Annotated in this window: 20 protein-coding genes; 12 read left to right on the forward strand and 8 right to left on the reverse strand. The window is 68.3% G+C overall.

Translation table 11 applies throughout. The features are described from left to right. The first annotated feature begins 1 nt into the window (after position 1). Both AU197_RS08210 and nhaA read left to right on the forward strand, forming a co-directional pair. Positions 2 to 1102 (forward strand): glycoside hydrolase family 76 protein, encoded by a 1101-nt coding sequence (locus AU197_RS08210; RefSeq protein ID WP_064402046.1) that lies wholly within the window; start codon positions 2 to 4, stop codon positions 1100 to 1102. Beyond that, complete coding sequence (gene nhaA, locus AU197_RS08215) at positions 1099 to 2949, forward strand: Na+/H+ antiporter NhaA (protein ID WP_064402047.1); 1851 nt, start codon at positions 1099 to 1101, stop codon at positions 2947 to 2949. The genes AU197_RS08210 and nhaA overlap by 4 nt, the downstream gene beginning before the upstream one ends. On the opposite strand, the gene AU197_RS08220 is transcribed toward nhaA, so the two are convergent. Next, on the reverse strand, positions 2946 to 3635 hold the full coding sequence (locus AU197_RS08220; protein ID WP_064402105.1) for a VTT domain-containing protein: 690 nt from the start codon (positions 3633 to 3635) through the stop codon (positions 2946 to 2948). The genes nhaA and AU197_RS08220 overlap by 4 nt on opposite strands. Before the next feature lie 127 nt (positions 3636 to 3762). On the opposite strand from AU197_RS08220, the gene AU197_RS08225 reads away from it, so the two are divergent. After that, positions 3763 to 4776 (forward strand): alcohol dehydrogenase catalytic domain-containing protein, encoded by a 1014-nt coding sequence (locus AU197_RS08225; RefSeq protein WP_064402048.1) that lies wholly within the window; start codon positions 3763 to 3765, stop codon positions 4774 to 4776. 48 nt (positions 4777 to 4824) lie between these two features. Next, a complete protein-coding gene (gene fbaA / locus AU197_RS08230) occupies positions 4825 to 5865 on the forward strand; it encodes a class II fructose-bisphosphate aldolase (RefSeq protein ID WP_064402049.1) in 1041 nt (346 codons plus the stop codon). Between the two features lie 17 nt (positions 5866 to 5882). On the opposite strand, the gene AU197_RS08235 is transcribed toward fbaA, so the two are convergent. After that, the gene (locus tag AU197_RS08235; protein WP_064402050.1) at positions 5883 to 6716 is read right to left on the reverse strand and encodes an Rv0361 family membrane protein; all 834 of its coding nucleotides are present in this window, start codon (positions 6714 to 6716) and stop codon (positions 5883 to 5885) included. A 115-nt stretch (positions 6717 to 6831) separates the two neighbouring features. Here AU197_RS08235 and AU197_RS08240 point away from each other — a divergent pair, with 115 nt between their 5' ends. Then, positions 6832 to 7248 (forward strand): DUF3151 domain-containing protein, encoded by a 417-nt coding sequence (locus AU197_RS08240; RefSeq protein WP_064402051.1) that lies wholly within the window; start codon positions 6832 to 6834, stop codon positions 7246 to 7248. Here AU197_RS08240 and AU197_RS08245 read toward each other — a convergent pair whose 3' ends face one another. Then, positions 7249 to 8139, reverse strand: a complete 891-nt coding sequence (locus tag AU197_RS08245) for a cation diffusion facilitator family transporter (protein WP_064402052.1) — start codon at positions 8137 to 8139, stop codon at positions 7249 to 7251. Positions 8140 to 8209: 70 nt separating this feature from the next. Then, positions 8210 to 8992: a site-2 protease family protein gene (locus AU197_RS08250; protein WP_064402053.1), complete on the reverse strand. Its 783-nt coding sequence runs from the start codon at positions 8990 to 8992 to the stop codon at positions 8210 to 8212. 33 nt (positions 8993 to 9025) lie between these two features. Between AU197_RS08250 and AU197_RS08255 the strand changes: the two genes are divergently transcribed. Next, positions 9026 to 10396 (forward strand): cytochrome P450, encoded by a 1371-nt coding sequence (locus AU197_RS08255; protein ID WP_064402054.1) that lies wholly within the window; start codon positions 9026 to 9028, stop codon positions 10394 to 10396. On the opposite strand, the gene AU197_RS08260 is transcribed toward AU197_RS08255, so the two are convergent. Beyond that, positions 10329 to 10928, reverse strand: coding sequence for a hypothetical protein (locus AU197_RS08260; protein ID WP_064402055.1), 600 nt, complete (start codon positions 10926 to 10928; stop codon positions 10329 to 10331). The genes AU197_RS08255 and AU197_RS08260 overlap by 68 nt on opposite strands. 92 nt (positions 10929 to 11020) lie before the next feature. Here AU197_RS08260 and AU197_RS08265 point away from each other — a divergent pair, with 92 nt between their 5' ends. From AU197_RS08265 to AU197_RS08275, 3 genes are all read left to right on the forward strand, one after another. Then, a complete protein-coding gene (locus tag AU197_RS08265; RefSeq protein WP_064402056.1) occupies positions 11021 to 12316 on the forward strand; it encodes an adenylosuccinate synthase in 1296 nt (431 codons plus the stop codon). Continuing rightward, positions 12313 to 12945 carry a PaaI family thioesterase gene (locus tag AU197_RS08270; RefSeq protein ID WP_064402057.1) on the forward strand — a complete coding sequence of 211 codons (633 nt, stop codon included), beginning with the start codon at positions 12313 to 12315 and terminating at the stop codon, positions 12943 to 12945. Before AU197_RS08265 ends, AU197_RS08270 begins: the two co-directional genes overlap by 4 nt. A 130-nt stretch (positions 12946 to 13075) precedes the next feature. Beyond that, entirely contained in the window at positions 13076 to 13681 is a 606-nt protein-coding gene (locus AU197_RS08275) for a hypothetical protein (RefSeq protein ID WP_064402106.1), read from the forward strand. On the opposite strand, the gene AU197_RS08280 is transcribed toward AU197_RS08275, so the two are convergent. From AU197_RS08280 to AU197_RS08290, 3 genes are read right to left on the reverse strand one after another with little or no spacing between them, the layout of a single operon-like run. Next, positions 13678 to 13869 carry a ferredoxin gene (locus tag AU197_RS08280; protein ID WP_064402107.1) on the reverse strand — a complete coding sequence of 64 codons (192 nt, stop codon included), beginning with the start codon at positions 13867 to 13869 and terminating at the stop codon, positions 13678 to 13680. The two genes, AU197_RS08275 and AU197_RS08280, sit on opposite strands and share 4 nt — an antisense overlap. Positions 13870 to 13874: 5 nt before the next feature. Next, positions 13875 to 15083: a cytochrome P450 gene (locus AU197_RS08285; protein WP_064402058.1), complete on the reverse strand. Its 1209-nt coding sequence runs from the start codon at positions 15081 to 15083 to the stop codon at positions 13875 to 13877. Between the two features lie 56 nt (positions 15084 to 15139). Then, the gene (locus AU197_RS08290; protein ID WP_064402059.1) at positions 15140 to 17158 is read right to left on the reverse strand and encodes an MMPL family transporter; all 2019 of its coding nucleotides are present in this window, start codon (positions 17156 to 17158) and stop codon (positions 15140 to 15142) included. A 123-nt stretch (positions 17159 to 17281) separates the two neighbouring features. Between AU197_RS08290 and AU197_RS08295 the strand changes: the two genes are divergently transcribed. Genes AU197_RS08295 through AU197_RS08305 form a run of 3 tightly spaced genes read left to right on the forward strand, consistent with a single transcriptional unit; the run spans position 17282 to position 19475 of the window. Next, on the forward strand, positions 17282 to 17713 hold the full coding sequence (locus AU197_RS08295) for a MarR family winged helix-turn-helix transcriptional regulator (protein WP_064402108.1): 432 nt from the start codon (positions 17282 to 17284) through the stop codon (positions 17711 to 17713). A gap of 59 nt (positions 17714 to 17772) precedes the next feature. Beyond that, positions 17773 to 19026 (forward strand): formate-dependent phosphoribosylglycinamide formyltransferase, encoded by a 1254-nt coding sequence (purT, locus tag AU197_RS08300; RefSeq protein WP_156434348.1) that lies wholly within the window; start codon positions 17773 to 17775, stop codon positions 19024 to 19026. Positions 19027 to 19028: 2 nt separating this feature from the next. Beyond that, positions 19029 to 19475: an Rv0361 family membrane protein gene (locus tag AU197_RS08305; protein WP_064402061.1), complete on the forward strand. Its 447-nt coding sequence runs from the start codon at positions 19029 to 19031 to the stop codon at positions 19473 to 19475. Positions 19476 to 19488: the final 13 nt, after the last annotated feature.

Genomic DNA, 19488 nt, shown 5'->3' on the forward strand with positions numbered 1-19488 from the left:
CATGGATCAGCTCTGGGCCAACCGCGCAGCCAGCGCTGAGGCCGCGATCGCCAAGCGACACGTCCGACGGCTGTGGGGTCTGCCCGGCACCCAGCTCGGCGTCGTCGCCTGGCCCGCGACAAGGCAGCACCGGCTGTTCGGAACGTGGCACTACTGGTGGCAGGCGCATCTGCTCGACAACCTCGTCGACGCCCAACTTCGCGACCCGCAACCCGCGCGGCAGAAGGCGATCGCCCGCCAGATCCGCGCACACCGGCTGCGCAACAACCTGTCCTGGGTCAACGACTACTACGACGACATGGCGTGGCTGGCGCTGGCCCTGGAACGCGCGGCCACGCTCGCCTCCGTCGAGCGGCCCAAGGCGCTGAAGAAACTCTCCGAGCAGTTCATGAACGCGTGGGTGCCCGAGGACGGCGGCGGCATCCCCTGGCGCAAACAAGACCAGTTCTTCAACGCCCCCGCCAACGGCCCTGCGGCGATCTTCTTGGCCCGCCATGACCGGTTGCGCCGGGCCCAGCAGATGTCGGACTGGCTCGACGAGACCCTGATCGACCCGGACACCCACCTCGTCTTCGACGGCATCAAGGGCGGGTCGCTGGTGCGGGCGCAGTACACGTACTGCCAAGGCGTGGTGCTGGGGCTGGAAACCGAACTCGCGGCGCGCACCGACGACCCCGAGCACGCCGCCCGGGTGCACCGGTTGGTCGCCGCGGTCGCCGAACACATGGCGGTCGACGGCGTCATCAAGGGCGCAGGCGGTGGTGACGGCGGCCTGTTCAACGGCATCCTCGCCCGCTATCTCGCGCTCGTCACGACGACGCTGCCGCAGAACGGCGAACACGACGCCGCGGCCCGCGACACCGCCCGCTCACTGGTGCTCGCCTCAGCGGAGGCGGCGTGGCAGAACCGTCAGGTGGTCGAGGGGATGCCGCTGTTCAGCGCATTCTGGGACCGCACCGCCGAACTCCCCACCGCCGCCGGGGCTCAGGCGCAGTTCGTCGAAGGTGCGGTCAACGCCTCAGAGGTGCCAGAGCGCGATCTGTCGGTGCAGCTGGCGGGCTGGATGCTGATGGAAGCCGCCCACGCGGTGGCGGGGGCGTGAGCACCGAAGCCGGTCCGCGCATCGCCCGCGTGCTGCCCGCTCGGTTCAGCGCCGGCGCCAAAGCGGCCAAGACCGGGGAGAACGCCGCCGCGGTCCTGCTGCTGCTGTTCACCGCCGCCGCGCTGCTGTGGGCGAATTCACCGTGGGCGCACAGCTATTGGGCGCTTCTGGACACGCATGTCGGGTTCACCTTTGCCGAACATCGCTTCGAACTGACCGTCAAGCATCTGGTGAACGACGGTCTGATGGCGTTCTTCTTCTTCATCGTCGGCCTCGAGGTCAAGCACGAGTTCGCCATCGGCGAGCTCACCGATCGCGCAAGAGCGGCGGTCCCCGTGGTGGCGGCGTTCGCGGGTCTGGCGCTGCCCGCCGCGATCTTCCTGCTGTTCAACCCCTCCGGGGAGGATGCGCAGGCATGGGGTGTGGTGATCTCCACCGACACCGCGTTCCTCATCGGCGCACTGGCGGTCATCAAACCGAAGTTCCCGGCCCGGTTGCGGATCTTCCTGCTCACCCTGGCCGTCGTCGACGACGTCGGCGCGCTGTGCGTGATCGCGCTGTTCTACTCCGAGCGTATCGACGTTGTGCCGCTTGTGATTTCGATGGGCCTGATCGCCGCGATCGCGTTGGTGCGATTGATGCCCGCGGGCCGGGGGCCGGCCTACGCCGTGCTCGGCTTCGCACTGTGGGTGAGCCTGTACATGGCCGGTGTGCATCCGACGCTGGCCGGCGTTGCGGTGGCCCTGCTGATTCCGGTGTTCTCGCCCGAGCGCACCCAGGTCGAGGAGGTCGTCGCGCGTATCCGGGCGTTCCGGCAGTCGCCGAACTCCCGCTACGCCCGCGAGGTGACTCGCGGTCTGCGCGACTCGATCTCGATCAACGAGCGGCTCCAAACCAGCGTGGGCCCGTATGTGTCCTTCCTGGTGCTGCCACTGTTCGCGTTGGTCAACGCCGGCGTCCAACTCGACGCCCAGAGCATCTCGGCGGCGTTGCGCTCGCCGCTGACATGGGGTGTCGTCGCCGGTCTGGTGGTCGGCAAGTTCGTCGGTATCACCGCGGCGACATGGATCATGCAACGGACCGGAATCGGTGAACTGGCCCCCGGTCTGACCCTGCGCCGGATCGCCGGCGGTGCCGCGCTGTCGGGAATCGGCTTCACCATCTCGCTTTTCATCGTCGACATCGCCGTCGACGATCCGGTCCGTCGAGAGCAGGCCATCATCGGCGTGCTTCTCGCATCGGTGATCGCCTTCTTCCTCGGCTGGTTGATCTTCCGGATCACCGACCGGGTCAGCCCGCCGGACCCGGTCGGCCTCAAACTGTTGCGTCCGATCGACCCGGACCGCGACCACATCGCGGGTGACCCCGACGCCCCGTTGACCCTGGTGGAGTACGGCGACTTCGAGTGTCCCTTCTGCAGCCGGGCGACCGGAGCCATCGAGGAGGTGCGCGGCCACTTCGGCGCCGAGCTGCGCTATGTGTGGCGCCACCTACCGTTGGAGCGCGTCCATCCCCGCGCCTTCGATGCCGCACGAGCGAGTGAGGCCGCCGCGCTGCAGGGCAGGTTCTGGGAGATGGCGCACGAACTGTTCGGCCACCAGGACGACCTGGAATGGTCGGACATCTACCGCTACGCCGTGGCGGTGGGTTGTGACATCGAGCGGTTCGACCAGGACGTTCGGGTGCACTCGTCGAAGGTCTTCCACCACGTGCAGGACGACGCGCAGGACGCGGAGTTGATGGACCTGAACTCGACGCCGACCTTCTTCGTCAACGGCAAGCGACACAAGGGTCCGTGGGATGCCGCCAGCCTGATCCGCGCGCTGGAGAACAGCCGAAACCGCTAGCCCGGCTGCTCCCCGGAGGAGGAGTCCAGCGGCGGCGCCGCGATGCCGGCGCGTTTCGCCGCGCGACGCCGCTTGTACCACTCGATGAACATCGGCAGCACCGAGACCACGACGATCGCGATCACAATCGGCTCGAGCAGCTTCTGCACGGTCTCGAACCGGCCGAGCCAGTATCCGAGCAGGGTCAGGCCGACCCCCCACACGACGGCGCCGACCACGTTGAACAACGTGAACACCGGATAGCTCATCCGGGCCGCACCCGCGGTCAACGGGGCGAGCGTGCGGACGATCGGCACGAAGCGCGCGATGACGATCGCGAACGGCCCCCGCTGCTCGAAGAACACGTGCGCCTCTTCGAGGTACTTCTGCTTCAGGATCCGGGCATCGGGCCGAAACATCGCGGTGCCGATGTTTCGCCCGATCCAGTACCCGACCTGACCGCCCAGTACCGCGGCGATGGGAATGAACAGCAGCAACTGCCAGAGCTGGAAGTTGATGACCTCGCCGCCACCCTCGGCCAGGGCGGCCGTGCCCGCGGCCAGCATGCCCGCCACGAACAGCAGCGAGTCGCCAGGCAGGATCGGGAACAACACCCCGGACTCGACGAAGATCACGATCAGCAGCCCGACCAGCGCCCACGTGCCGAAGTAGCCCAGCAGCGTCATCGGGTCGAGGAAGTCCGGCATCAACGCCAGGTGGTCGGTCGCCGCAAGGGCCGAGGTTCTCACAAGGCCCCAAGATACCGGGCTGTCAGGTCAGTCCGAGAAATGACGAAGGCGGGCGGACCCGCGGGGCAGCGAATACGCTCACAAAATGCCCACTCACAAGGCGGTTCTCGTCGAATCCGTAGGCGGTCCTCTCACCCTGGCCGACGTCGAGACGACGTCGCCGCCGCCGTTGCATGTGCGCATCGCCGTCGCCGCCTGCGGCGTGTGCGGTACCGACCACGGCTTCGTGGCCGGCGGCTTTCCCGGCCTTAACTGGCCGATCACGTTGGGCCACGAGATCGCCGGAACCATCGCCGAGGTGGGCGACGGTGTGGAGGACTTCGCGGTCGGCGACCGGGTGGCCGTGGGGTGGTTCGGCGGCAACTGCAACCGTTGCGTGCCGTGCCGCAAGGGCCAGTTCATGCAGTGCGCGCGCATGCAGGTGCCGAGCTGGCACTATCCGGGCGGCTACGCCGAATCGGTGACCGCTCCCGTCACCGCGCTGGCACGGATCCCGGAGGGGTTGTCGTTCGCCGAAGCCGCCCCGATGGGCTGCGCGGGCGTCACCACCTTCAACGGCCTGCGTCAGACGAATGCCAAGTCCGGTGACCTCGTCGCCGTGCTCGGCGTCGGCGGCCTCGGTCATCTCGGTGTGCAGTTCGCTCGGGCAATGGGTTTCGAGACCGTGGCGATCGCTCGCGGGGCGGACAAGGAGGCCGACGCCCGCGAGCTCGGCGCCCATCACTACATCGATTCCAAGGCCCGCGACGTCGCCGCGGCGCTCAAGGATCTCGGCGGCGCGGCGGTGGTGCTGGCGACGGCGGCGAATTCACAGGCGATGGCCGACACCGTCGGTGGGCTGGCGCCCCAGGGCGAGCTCGTCATCATCGGGGTGACCGCCGACCCGCTGCCGATCGCCCCGGTCCAGCTGATCACCGACGGACTGAGCGTGAGCGGTCATCCGTCGGGCACCTCGCGCGACGTCGAGGAGACGATGCACTTCGCGGTGCAGAGCGGGGTGCGCGCCCGGATCGAGGAACGGCCGCTGGCCGAGGCCGCCGAGGCCTATGCCGCGATGGAGCAGGGCCGAGCCCGCTACCGCATGGTCTTGACCATGTGAACCGGCCGTCGCGGTGGGATAATCGCCGAAACGGCGAGAGGACGGCCCATGCCCATCGCAACGCCCGAGGTGTACGCACAGATGCTCGACCGGGCCAAGGAGCACGGTTACGCGTTCCCGGCCATCAACTGCACATCATCGGAATCGGTGAACGCGGCCATCAAGGGTTTCGCCGACGCCGGGAGCGATGGGATCATCCAGTTCTCCACCGGCGGAGCCGAATTCGCGTCAGGACTCGGGGTCAAGGACATGGTCACCGGCGCAGTCGCACTCGCCGAGTTCGCTCACGTCATCGCCGCCAGATATCCGGTCACGGTGGCGTTGCACACCGACCATTGTCCGAAGGACAAGCTCGACACCTACGTGCGGCCGCTGCTCGCCATCTCGCAGCAACGGGTCTCCGAGGGTGGGCATCCGCTGTTCCAGTCGCACATGTGGGACGGCTCGGCGGTACCGCTCCACGAGAACCTCGAGATCGCACGCGAACTGCTCAAGGACGCCGCCGCGGCGAAGATCGTGCTGGAGATCGAGATCGGCGTGGTGGGCGGGGAGGAGGACGGTGTCGCCAACGAGATCAACGACAAGCTCTACACCACCGCCGAGGATTTCGAGAAGACCGTCGAGGTGCTCGGTGCGGGCGAACACGGCAGGTACCTGCTGGCCGCGACGTTCGGCAACGTGCACGGCGTGTACAAGCCGGGCAACGTCAAGCTCCGGCCCGGAATCCTCGATGAGGGGCAGAAGGTCGCCGCGGCCAAACTCGGATTACCCGCGGAGGCAAAGCCTTTCGACTTCGTCTTCCACGGCGGCTCTGGCTCGCTGAAGTCCGAGATCGAGGACGCGTTGCGCTACGGGGTGGTGAAGATGAACGTCGACACCGACACCCAGTACGCGTTCACCCGGCCGGTGGCCGCACACATGTTCACCAACTACGACGGCGTGCTCAAGATCGACGGCGAGGTGGGGGACAAGAAGGCCTACGATCCGCGCAGCTATCTGAAAAAGGCGGAGGCCTCGATGAGCGAACGCGTCGTCGAGGCGTGCCGCGATCTGCACAGCGCGGGCCGTTCGGTCACCGCGGGCCAGTAGTCACTGGGGGCCGGTAGTCACTGGGGCGCCTGGCAGATCTTCCACTGTTCGTCGCGGAATTCCAGATCGAAGCTGCGCGTCGACCGGGTCTGGGGCGCATACGCCATGAACGCGGTCACGTTCGCCTCGGCGTGATCGCCGTTGATCACCACCTGGTCGATGCTGGCGACCACGGGATACTGCTTGGCGGCGGCGACGCGTTCGTGGATCTCATCCCAGGTCTTGTCGTCGTATCTGACGTAACTGTCGCGCTTGGCACCGCAGGTGATGCTGCGAAGTTTGGCCAGATCACCGTTCTGGATCGCGGTGTCGAACTCCTCGATGGTGTTGCGGACCATCTCCTCCTGAGACACCCGCGGCCCCGAGTCCCGGGTCAACAACACGGTGCCCAGCACCGCGATCGCCACCAGCGCGGCGATGACCAACACCACGGCCACCACCCAACCCCAGCTGCGGCGCTGCCGCGGCGGCGGGGGAGTGTCGCCACGAGGCGGAATGACTTGTGGTGCAACGGGTTTCTGCTCTCCAGTGGAGCCGGGAGTGTTGAACACCTCGGTGGCCGGTTCGGCCGGAGTGTCGATCTTCTGCGTCGTGCCCGCGTCGAATCCGGACGGCGCGGTGAATCGGCGCTCACCCTGCTCGGGGCCCGGCGCCGACTCGGCGTGCGGTTGGGCGGTCGACATCACCTCGGTCGCGGGCTCGTGGTCACCGTGCGGTTCGATCACCTCGGTGGCCGGCTCGCCGTCGCGTTCGCTCTCGGAGGCGTCGGGGTTCTCGGAGACGGGAACATCCGAGGCATCCGCCCCGTCCGGACCGTCTTCCGGCTGGTCAGGCCCTGATGGATTCGACATGCCTGTTGCGGTCCTCCCTTACGACGCTACGGCCGAAGCTTAGCCACCGCTGCTGAGTCCGCGCTTCGACCCGTGCGGTGCCGGCGGCGCCGGCGCGCACGGCACAATGGGGGTCATGACAGGCATGGGCGATCTCCTGGGGCCGGATCCGGTACTGCTGCCCGGCGACAGCGACGCCGAAGCCGAACTCGCCGCGGGGGAGAAGCCCGCGATCGTGGCGGCCGCGCACCCCTCGGCGTCGGTCGCATGGGCGACGCTGGCCGAGGAGGCGCTCGCCGACGACAGGGCGATTACCGCGTACGCCTACGCGCGCACCGGCTATCACCGCGGGCTTGATCAGTTGCGCCGCAACGGCTGGAAGGGCTTCGGCCCCGTGCCCTACCGTCACGAACCCAACCGCGGGTTCCTGCGCTGTGTCGCGGCCCTGGCCCGGGCGGCCGACGCGATCGGGGAGGCCGACGAGAACCAGCGTTGTCTGGACCTGCTCGACGACTGCGACCCGTCGGCGCGGGCCGAACTCGGACTGGCCTGACTAATCCGCTTCGCAGTTGCAGTCGCCGGCCCCGTCGCCGGGTTCCACCTGAACCGTGGCATGGTCCAGACCGCGTTCGGTCAGCACCGCCCGCGCATCGTCGAGCACCAGCGCCGAATCCCGGTTGCTGGTCAGGTGCGCGGTGACCATGTCTTTGCCCGGCACGAGCGTCCACACGTGCAGGTCGTGCACATCGGTCACGCCCTCGACCGCGCACAGCGCGGTCCGCAGCTCCTCGACGTCGATGTGGGCGGGCGACGATTCCGACAGGATCCGCAGGGCCGCCCGCGCCAGTGAGAACGCCCGCGGCAGCACCCACAACGCGACGAACACCGCGACCACGACGTCGGCGTAGGGCCAGGCAGTCGTCACCGTGACGATGCCCGCGATCAGCACACCGATGCTGCCGACGGTGTCGGCGACGACCTCCATGTAGGCGCCCTTGACGGCCAGGCTCGTCTCGGAGTGCGAGCGCAGGAGCAGCACGACGACGGCGTTGGCCACCAGCCCCGCCAGCGCCACGACGATCATCGGCACACCGGGCACCTCGGGCGCGTCCCCGATCCGCTCGATCGCCTCGATCAGGATGAATGCCGCGACACCGAGCAGCAGTACCGCGTTGGCCACGGCGGTGAACACCTCGGCGCGGTGCCATCCGTATGTTCGGGCCGGGGAGGCGCTGCCCTTGCGGGCGAGCAGCACCGCGGTCAGGCCCATGAACATCGCGACCAGATCGGTCAGCATGTGGCCGGCGTCCGCCAGCAACGCAATGGAGTTGATCAGCAGCGCCGTGACGAGCTCGATCACGAAGAACGCGGTCAGGATCGCCGCGGCGATGACCATCCGGCTGACCCTGGTGTCGCCTCTGCTGTGATCGTGACCCGCGCCCATGGCTGCAATATATGCGCAGATCCGCATATGTTGCAAGAACGTGGCACCGCAGGGCGCGCCTCGCGGGTGATCAGAACCAGGCCGACCAGAACCGGGTCAGATCACTGCCCAGCCACACCAACGGGCGCGGGACGCCCGAGAAGTCGAAGAACCACAGCACCAGCTGCCAGAACCACCGGTTGAGCCCCGGCGTGAACAGCAGCAACAGCAAGACCAGCAGGCCCCATTGCTTGGCCGGGGCCACCGCTCGTTGGGTCTGCGGGCTCAGGTGCGGCTCGAGAGCGCCGTACCCGTCGAGTCCGGGTACCGGGAGCATGTTCAGCACGAAGGCCGTCACCTGGAGAAAGCCCAGGAACGCCATGCCGGACCAGAACACGGCGTGTGCGGGGTCATAGAGCGCGCTCGTCGACACCAGCAGCAGCGCCGCGAACACCAGGTTGGTGAACGGTCCCGCAAGGCTGACCAGTGTGCGCTGACGTTTGGTCATCCAGCCGGTGCGGACATACACCGCCCCGCCGGGCAGGCCGATCCCACCGATCGCGATGATCGCGACCGGCAGCCCGATCGACAACAGCGGGTTGGAGTACTTGAGCGGGTTGAGCGTGAGGTAGCCGCGGACCGCGACGTCGCGGTCGCCGAACCGCCATGCGGTGTAGGCGTGGGCGAACTCGTGCACGCACAACGACACCACCCAGCCCGCGATCACGAACGTGAACACCCCGACATAGGCCAGGGGCCGGGAGATCTCGGTCGCGCACATCCACGCCACCACGCCGCCGGCCACGGTGGCCGCCACGATCGCGAGGAAGACGGGGCTGGGCCGCACCGACTGGTGCAGCGGACGAACGCTCACGGCTCGAAGCTACCGACTGTGAGACAGTCGAGCATGCGACCGCCAAGGCTGCCTGCGACCCAACCGTTCTCCCCGGTTTTCGGGGGCCTGTATGCCGCGGCCTTCGGACTGGGCGGCCAGCAGCTCGTGCACCAGCTGATACAGCGTTACGGCCCCGTGGTGGAATTGCCCGTTCTGGGTTTCGGAAAGGTGGTCGCCGTCGCCGATGCGACGCTGGCCAAGCAGGTGTTCACCGAGCAGCCCGACGTCCTGCTGGGCGGCGAAGGGGTAGGTCCGGCCGCGGCGATCTACGGTCCACGCTCCATGTTCGTCCAGGAAGAGCCCGAGCATCTGCGCAGGCGCCGGTTGCTCACCCCGCCGCTACACGGCCAGATGCTCACCGGCTACGTGCCGATCATTGAATCGGCGACGCGCTCGGCGATGGCGACTTGGCCCGTCGGGCGCTCGATGCGCATGCTCGACGTTGCCCGTGAACTCACCCTGGACGTCATCGTGCAGGTCGTCTTCGGGATCGGTGACCCGGAATCGGTGACCCGGTTCGGTAAGCCGTTCAAGGAATTGCTCGACTTGGCGCTGTCCGAGGAGACACCTGTGCGATATGCGCTGCGGCGCGTGGGAGCACTGCGCCGGTGGGGCAAGCTGTCCGAGGTCAACCGCAGGATCGACGAGTTGGTGCTGCCGTTGATCGCCGAACGACGTTCCGGACCGTCCTCCGCCGACCGCACCGACATCCTCAGCATGCTTGTCACCGCTCGGACCGACGACGGTGACCGCCTGTCCGAGGACGAGGTTCGAGCCGACCTCATCACCTTGATGCTCGCAGGTCACGAAACCACCGCGACGACGCTGGCGTGGCTGGTCGACCTGCTGCTGCACCACCCGGACGCGTTGGCGAGGGTGCGTGCCGAAAGCCGGTCCGGCGACACCCGGTACACCGAAGCCGCCATCTCCGAAACCCTGAGGCTGTGGCCGGCCGCGCCGATCACCGGCCGGATGACCACGGGCCGCTACCGGCTTGGTGACTACATCCTGGATCCGGGGACTCGCATTGTGCTGCTGCTCGATGTCATCAACCGGGATCCCGTCACGTATCCCGCACCGGGCGAGTTCCGGCCTGAGCGATTCCTCGACAGCCGGCCGCATCCCTACGCCTGGATCCCGTTCGGTGGCGGCCTCAAACGGTGTATCGGCGCCAGCTTCTCGATGTGCGAGCTGACCACGGCACTGCACACCATCCTCCGTGAAGGCGATCTCGAACCGGTCAACACGCGGCAGGAGACCGCGCCGCTGCGGGCCGCGCCGGTTGTGGTGCCGCGCAACGGCACGATGGTGCGGTTCACACCCGCAGCCAGCCTTCGGTATGCCGGTAGAACGTCGAGCGCTTCACAGGACGGGAGGCCTTGACGCCGTCGCGGACCACGATGGCGCCGGTGGTCCCGAGTTGGGCCGCCCGTCCCGCCACCCACCGTCGTGGCCGCATGTGACGCGACAGCACGCTGGCCCGCAAACCCGGCATGGTGAATGTCGGCTCGATGCGCACCCCGGTCGCCGCCCCGTCGAAGAGCACCTCGTCGTCGACCACCGCCTCACCGATCAATGCGACGGGCGGCGAGCCCTTCTCGAACCCGCTCTCGCCGAGCCAGAACGCGGCCCCGACCAGCGCGGTTCCCCGATCGTCACGGATGAGCGGCACCCGGGTGGCACGCCCGCGCAGTGCCCGGCGCGCGTGCCACGGCCGCCGCACGTGGGCCACCTCGACACCGAGCCGGTCGGTGCGCAGCAGCCCGGTCAGCACCGACGCCATATCGGCGTCCGAGCCGACGACGACCAGGCGACGGCAGGGGATGTCCGGTGTCTCGGCGACCGGGAGTTCGCGCAGCGCGGGAGGGATCCGACGCCGGCCGAACCGCAACACCACGACGTCAGCGGTGCTCAAGTTCGGCTCCTCGCAAGTTGCTGGGATAGGGTGTCTCACCGGCTGCAACAAGGTTTGGGTGCAAGAGTAGCCGGAATTGCGAGGACCAAGTCATGCCGGCAATCGTGCTCATCGGCGCGCAATGGGGCGACGAGGGCAAGGGTAAAGCCACCGACCTGCTCGGTGGGCGCGTCCAGTGGGTGGTGCGATATCAGGGCGGCAATAACGCGGGACACACCGTCGTGCTGCCGACCGGTGAGAACTTCGCGCTGCACCTCATACCGTCGGGGATCCTGACACCCGGCGTCACCAACGTCATCGGCAACGGCGTGGTGGTCGACCCGGGCGTGCTGCTGACCGAGCTGCAGGGGCTGGTCGATCGCGGTGTCGACACCGAGCGGCTGCTGATCTCCGCGGACGCGCATCTGCTGATGCCCTACCACGTCGCGATCGACAAGGTCGTCGAGCGGTATGCGGGCAGCAAGAAGATCGGCACCACCGGACGCGGTATCGGGCCCTGCTACCAGGACAAGATCGCCCGGATCGGCATCCGGATGGCCGACGTTCTCGACCCGGTGCTGTTGGCCGAGAAGATCGAAGCCGCACTGGAATTCAAGAACCAGGTGCTGGTCAAGATCTACAACCGCAAGGCGCTCGAGGCCGCGGAGGTGGTCGACAACCTGCTCGGTCAGGCCGAGGGGTTCAAGCACCGCATCGCCGACACCCGGTACCTGCTCAACACGGCGCTGGAGAAGGGCGAGACGGTGCTGTTGGAGGGCTCGCAGGGCACGCTGCTCGACGTCGACCACGGCACGTATCCCTTTGTGACGTCGTCGAATCCGACAGCGGGTGGCGCCGCGGTGGGGTCGGGGATCGGCCCGACCCGGATCACCACGGTTCTCGGCATCCTCAAGGCGTATACGACGCGGGTCGGCTCGGGACCGTTCCCCACGGAGCTGTTCGACGCCAACGGCGAGTACCTGTCCAAGACCGGCGGCGAGTTCGGCGTGACGACGGGCAGGCGGCGCCGGTGCGGCTGGTTCGACGCCGTCATCGCCCGATACGCCACCAGGGTCAACGGCATCACCGACTACTTCCTCACCAAGCTCGACGTGCTGTCCAGCCTCGAGACGGTGCCGGTGTGCGTCGGGTACCGGGTGCACGGCAAGCGTCTGGACGACATGCCCATGACCCAGTCCGACATCGCGCATGCCGAGCCGATCTACGAAGAGCTGCCCGGCTGGTGGGAGGACATCTCCGGCGCCCGCGAGTTCGATGACCTGCCCGCCAAGGCGCGCGATTATGTGCTGCGGGTGGAAGAGCTTGCCGGAGCGCATGTTTCGTGTGTCGGTGTCGGTCCCGGCCGAGACCAGACGATCGTGCGCCGAGATATCCTGGCGCAGCCGTGACGGATCCGCACCTCGAAGATCCCGACTACGACAAACACGGCGGATTCCCGAACTATCAGCGGGCCGAACCCGGGCCGGGATTCGGCCGGTTCCTGGCGGCGATGCGGCGCGCACAAGACCTCGCGGTGTCGGCCGACCCCGACAGCGACACCTGGGAGCGAGCCGCCGACCAGGCCGAGGCCCTGGTGGCGCTGCTCGACCCGTTCCGCGCGGCCGAGGGTGTCGGCCCGGCCAACCGGGTGCCGTCGCTGCCTGGTGCGGGCAGTCTGCTGATGCCGCCGTACCGGGAGGTCGACCTCGACCCGGCCGGGGTCACGCTCAAGGTCCGGTTCAGCCGGTATCACGTCGGAGGCAACTCCGCCGTGCACGGCGGGGTGCTGCCGTTGCTGTTCGACTCCGTGTTCGGCATGGTGATCCACGCCGTCGGGCGCCCGATCAGCCGCACCGGCTTCCTGCACGTCGACTACCGGAAGGTGACCCCCATCGACACCGACCTGTCGGCCCGCGGCTGGCTGCGGGAAGCGCAGGGACGCAAGGCCTTCGTCAACGCCGAGCTGCGCGACCCCGACGGCAACCTGCTCGCCGAGGCGAACGGGTTGATGATCCAGCTGCTCGCCGGACAGCCGTGAGGCCGATGCGCCGAAACCTGCTGACAAAGCCGTAAAGCGCCGAGAATCGGCGATCGGCCCGCACTTTCGAGCACACGATGTCACGATCACGAGCGTGACACCCGAGCACACCGGACAGCGGCCTCCAAACCTGACCACCCCCCGCTCGGCCGCCCTGGCCGGTGTCGCGTTCGCGTTGCTGTTCGCGACGGCGCTCGTGCTGATCCGCATCGTCCTTCCCGAGGGCGCGGAGCCGGGTTCGCAGTGGGTGCGTGAGCACAGCGTCAACATGCGGATCGCCGCAATCCTCATGCCGTTCGCGGGGATTGCCTTCCTCTGGTTCATGGGCGTCCTGCGGGACGGGATGGGCCGGTACGAGGACAGGTTCTTCGCGACCGTGTTCCTCGGGAGCGGCCTGCTGTTCCTGGCGATGATGTTCTCCGCGGTCGCGGTGGGGGTGGGCCTAGAGCGCAGCGGCGCCGCAATGCATCCCGGTGTGGCCGCATTCGGGCAGATGATGCTGTTGACGATCTCGAAGACCTACGCGCTACGGATGGCCGCGGTGTTCATGATCTCGCTGGCCACGATATGGCTGAGGACACGGCTGATGCCGCGGTGGTTGAGCATCGCCACGTACGTCGTGGCGATCGCGGTCCTGTTGGCCGCCGACCTCAGCATGTGGTCGGTGCTGATCTTCCCCGCGTGGGTTCTGGTGGTCAGCGTGCAACTCCTCGCGCACCGACCCGGCCCCGGCTAGTCGACGAGCCGCAAAGCCTGTGAGGGACAGAGCTTCACGGCCTCGCGGGCGTGGTCGAGCTCGTCGTCGGGCACCTCGTCGACCAGCACCACGACGATGCCGTCGTCGTCCTGGTCGAAGACGGCGTCGGCCGACATCACGCAGTTGCCCGCCTGGATGCAGACGTCGCGGTCGGCATGCACCTTCACATCCGTCACCTCCATTCCACTGACAGCGACTTCAGACCGTAGATGAAGTGGAACGACCGGAACTGCACATCGGCGAAGTCCTCGGCCAGCCGCAGGGTGGGGAAGCGTTGCAGCAGAGCGGGAAACGCGATGCGCATCTCCATCCGTGCCAGTGGCGCCCCGAGGCAGTGGTGCACGCCGTGACCGAACGCGAGATGTCCGGCGGCACCGCGGCCGATGTCGAGCACGTCCGGGTCGTCGATGAAGCCGGGATCGCGGTTGCCTGAGGGTAGCGACGCGAACACCAGCTGCCCGGCCGGGATCGGGACACCCGCGATCTCGACGGCGGTGGTGGTGATGCGCGGTATCGCGGTGTGCACGATGGACAACCAGCGCATCAGCTCCTCGACCGCGGGTCCCACGGCGTCGGGATCGTCGCGGACCACGGCGAGCTGCTCGGGATGGCGCAGCAGGGCCAACGTGCCCAGGCCGAGCATGTTCGAGGTGGTCTCATGGCCGGCCAGAAGCAGCAGCCCGGCGATGCCGACCAGTTCGTCGTCGGTCAGCTCGGTGCCGTGTTCTCTGACCAGCATGCCGAGGATGTCCTCGCCGGGGTGTCGCCGTGCGCGTTCGACCAGCGACCGCATGTACGCCCGCCCGGCCCGCTGCAGCTCCAGCCGCTCGGTGAACGGCAGCGACAGGTCGAGCTGGCGCGCGCTGCGGTGCTGGAAATCGTCGCGGTCCTCGTACGGCACGCCGAGCAGTTCGCAGATGACCAGCGATGGGATCGGCAGTGCGAAGTGCTCGACGAGATCGGCGGGGGCACCGGCGGTTTCCATCATGTCCAGGTGGTTCTGGACGATCTCGACGATGCGGGGCTCGAGCCGTTTGATCCGGCGGATCGTGAACTCCGGGGTGAGCATGCGGCGCAGCCGCTGGTGCTCCGGCGGGTCCAGGCCGAGCAGGTTGCCGGCGCGGGCAGTGGCGAGCTCCTCCTCCGACAGCGTCGGCGCGCCGGGGACGACGAATCCCGGAGGGCGGCCGTTGGAGAACCTCTCGTGATCGGACAGCACCATCTTCACGTCGTCGTGACGGGTGACCAGGTAGACCGTCATACCGAAGGCGTTGACCACCGTGCGAACGCCGGTGGTGTCGCGGATCTCGGCCAGCGCCGGGGTCGGGTCGAACGCGTCGCGACGCATGTGCAGCGGCGGCAGCTCCGGTGCTTGCGTCATGACCCGACGCTACCCGCGGAGCGCGAAAGTCCTCGAGATCGACGCTTTGGTCGCTTTCACTCGCGCTGATCGACCGAAACGTCCCTCTCGGTGTCGCGCCCATGGAGTGCCGGCCACCAGATCCGCGGTCCGATGAGCGTGAACAGCGCGGGGATGATCACGGTGCGCACGATGAACGTGTCGAGCAAGATGCCGAGGCCGACGATGATGCCGATCTGGGTGAGCACGATCAGCGGCAGCACGCCGAGCACGCAGAACACCGCGGCCAGCACGATGCCCGCGCTGGTGATCACCGTTCCGGTCGCGGAGACGGCGCGCACGATCCCGCCGCGCGTGCCGTGTTCGGGGGTCTCTTCACGCGCTCGCGTGACGAGGAAGATCGTGTAGTCCACCCCGAGCGCGACGAGGAACAGGAACGCGAACAGCGGTGTGGTGTTGTCGAGGGCGGGGAAGCCGAACACGTGCACGCTGGCCCAGCCGCCGAGCCCCAGCGCGGCCAGCGCGCTCAGTACCGTGACCGCCACCAGGATCAGCGGTGCCAGCGCGGCGCGCAGCAACACGTACAGCACCGCGAGCACCACGACGAGGATGGCCGGTACCACGACCGCCCGGTCGCGCGACGCGGCGGCGCTGGCGTCGCGGGCGGTGGCGTCGGAACCGCCGACCAACGCCTCCTGATCGACGGATCGCACCGAATCACGCAGCGCGTCAACGGTTTCGAAGGCCTCATCCGAGGCGGGTTCGGCGTCGAGGACCACCGACCACTGCGTCAGACCCGAGGGGGTCTGCCCCGCTTCGTTGGCCGATACCACGCCGGGCGTCTCGGTGATGGCGCGCTGCACGTCGGGGGCGCGGTCGGTGGACGCGATGACACGGGTGGGGTCGGTCAGCCCGCTCGGGAAGTGGTCGGCCAGCCGCGAGTATCCGCTGACCGACTCGGCCTGCACCCGGAACTGTTCGGTCTGCGACAGCCCGATCGGGGTGCCGACCAACCCGATGCACAGCACGGCCAGACCGCCGATCGAGATCGTCGCAACCGAACCGGGCCTGCGGGCCACCGCCTCGGCGATGCGGTGCCAGATGCCGCTGTCCGTGAGCGCCCGGTCGCCGATCCTGGGGATGAACGGCCAGAACAGGCGTTCGCCGAACACGCCGAGCAGCGGCGGCAACACCAGCAGCACGAACACCGCGGCAACGATGAGGCCCGCAGCGGCTTGAACACCCAGGCTGCGCACGCTCGGAGACGATGCGAACACCAGCGTGAGCAGCGCCAGCACCACCGTGGCATTGCTGGCGATGATCGCCGGGCCGGCCCGGCGCACCGCGGTGTCCAGTGCGTCGTGATGGTTTTCGGTGCGGCCCAACTCCTCTCGGTACCGCGAGATGAGCAGCAACGCGTAGTTGGTACCCGCACCGAACACGAGCACGCTGGTGATGCCCGAGGTCGAACCGTCCGGGCTCATGCCGACGGCCTGGGCCACGGCGGTGCCGAGCACGGCGGCGACCCGGTCGGCGAATCCGATCACCGCCAGCGGCACCAGCCACAGCACGGGCGAGCGGTAGGTGATGATCAGCAGCAGTGCGACCACCGTGGCGGTCACCGCGAGCAGTGTGAAGTTGGCGCCGGAGAACGAGTTCGCGATGTCGGCGCCGAACGCCGGGCCGCCGGTGACCTCGCTGCGCAGGTCGGCGGGCAACCCCTCGGCGGCCTCCGCGCGCACCTGCTCGACCGCGTCGGTGAGTTCGAACCCGGAGAGGTCGGCGTCCATCGGCACCACGGCCAGACCGGCTGCGCCGTCCTCGGACACCTGGGCCGCGGGCCATTTCTGTTTGACGGCGCCGACGTCGGCCGGGGTCAGCGGCGCCCCGTCGGTGCGGGTGATCACGACGATCGCGGGGACGCGGTCACCGCCGGGGAACTCGGCGCGCAGGGCGTCGGCGCGTGCGGACTCGGCGGAGTCGGGCACGGGCACCGGGGAGCGCGCGCTCGAGTCGTCGCTGCCGACGAGGCCCATCAGGGCGCCCGATAAGAGCACCACGAGCACCGCGAGTATCCAGGAGATGCGGCGGGACATGCCTACGAATATTTCAGAAACTTAACTAACAATCAAACCATCGTGGCGGACTCGGCCTATGCTTTCGGCGTGTCAGAGGACCGCGTTGCGCTGGAGGCGGCGATCGCCGCCGACGTACGCGCGATGAACGCCGAATCCGACGAGATCGGCAGGCTCTTTGCGAGCCGACATGACGTCGCGGCCAACGACTTTCGCGCGTTACTGCATGTCATGGTGGCCGAGACCGAGGGTGTGCCGTTGACGGCGGGGGATTTGCGCAGACGGATGGGTATGTCGGCCGCGGCGATCACCTATCTCGTCGAGCGGATGATCGCTTCCGGGCACTTCCGTCGTGAGTCGGATCCGCGGGACCGCCGAAAGGTGATCCTTCGGGTGGCGGACCACGGAGCGCAGGTGGCCCGAGCGTTTTTCACGCCGCTCAGCGAACGCACCCGCGACGCGTTGGCGCGTTTGTCCGAGGACGAGCTGGCCGCCGCGCATCGCACATTCGTCGCACTCATCGACGCGATGCGTCAATTCCGCGGCCAACTCGAGCAGCCCGCCATCCCGAATTGAGCCATGCCTGCCCGATGCGGTGGCCGCTCCGCGATGACGTCTGGCAGGCTGGATCCCCGATGACTGATTCCCCGCAGACAGCGGTCGATCCCGGCGATCCGGTGACCGACCCCGAACCGGTCTCCGGTGCCCCTGGCCGATCATCGGTGATGCTGCTCGGCTCGGGCGAGCTGAGCCGGGAGCTGACGCTGGCGTTCCAGCGGTTGGGCGCCGAGGTCATCGCCGTCGACCGCTACGCCGATGCCCCGGCCCACGGTGTCGCCGACCGCCCGATCGTCGCGAAGATGAACGATGCGGAGGAACTCACCGCGCTCATCGAGAAGGAGAATCCGCGCTATGTGGTGGCCGAGGGCGGTGTCATCGCCGCCGACGCGCTGATCGCCGTCGCCGAGCGCGGCGCCGCCGAGGTGTTGCCGACCCCGCGCAGCACCCGGCTGTCCCTGGATCGGGAGGGCCTGCGCCGGTTGGCCGCCGATGAGCTGGGCCTGCCGACCGCACCGTTCTGGTTCGCCGGATCGACCGAGGAACTCGGTGCGGTGGCCGAGCACGCCGGTTTTCCGTTGGTGGTCAAGCCGATCGCGTCCGCGGCGGGTGAGGGCGAGTCGGTGCTGGTGCGCACCGAGGACGTCGAACCTGCGTGGCAGCGCGCGGTCGCCGCGGGCCGGATACCGCACAACCGCGTGATGGTCGAGTCGGTGGTCGAGGTCGATTTCGAGGTCACATTGCTGACGATCCGCACGGTCGGACCGACGGGGCCGGCGGTGCACTTCTGTGAGCCGATCGGGCACCGGCAGGCCGACGGCGATGTGCTCGAGTCATGGCAGCCGCAGCGGTTGGCGCCGGCCGCGCTGGATGCCGCGAAGTCGATCGCCGCGCGCATCGTCAACTCGCTCGGCGGCCGCGGCGTGTTCGGTGTCGAACTGTTGGTGCGTGGCGACGAGGTGTACTTCGATTACGTGCGCCCGCGACCCCATGACAGCGGTCTGGTCACACTGCGCTCACAGCGGCTCTCGGAGTTCGACTTGCACGCCCGCGCGATCCTGGGGCTGCCCGTCGACACGATCATGATCTCGCCCGCCGCCGCGCAGATCGTCTACGCCGGCGCCGAGGCGAGACCTGCGAGCGGACAGGATCCACAGGCGGTGCTCGCCGAGGCGCTCGCCGTGGCCGAGAGCGACGTCGCCCTGTTCGACCGCCCCGACGAGACCGAAGACAGGCGGCGGCTCGCGGTGGCGTTGGCGACCGCCCCCGATCCGATCGTCGCCCGTGACCGCGCCCGCCGCGTCACCGCCGCGCTGCGCAGGCTCTGGTAGCGGTGGCCGAATCCCAATCCGAACCCGGGGACCGTCCCACGGCGGCGCCGTTCCTGATCGGGCTCACAATCTTTGTGCTCGTCGTGATCGTAATCGGGCTGCTGAACCTGTTGGGCGGCGAGCAGGAGCCCGCCGAGCAGCAGGTGGCCAGGGCAGCAGTCGGGCAGAACGACGCACTGCAGCGGCAGAACTATTCCGACTACCGCAACTACACCTGCCCCGAACAACTCGGCGCCGAAGCGCAAGTTCTTGCCGCACAACGGGATTCCGTCGCTCAGCGCGGCGAGCGGTTCGTCGACGACGTCACCGAGGTCGCGGTCACCGGGGACCGCGCCACCGCCAAGGTGACCTACCACTTCGACAAGGCGCCCGATGACAAGAAGATCGTCGAGATGACGTTCGTGCGCGACGGCGACGCCTGGAAGGTCTGTTCACCCGGGCCCAGGTAGCTGTGGGACACTC

This window comes from Mycobacterium sp. IS-1590 (assembly GCF_001500025.1).
Taxonomy (GTDB): Bacteria; Actinomycetota; Actinomycetes; order Mycobacteriales; family Mycobacteriaceae; genus Mycobacterium.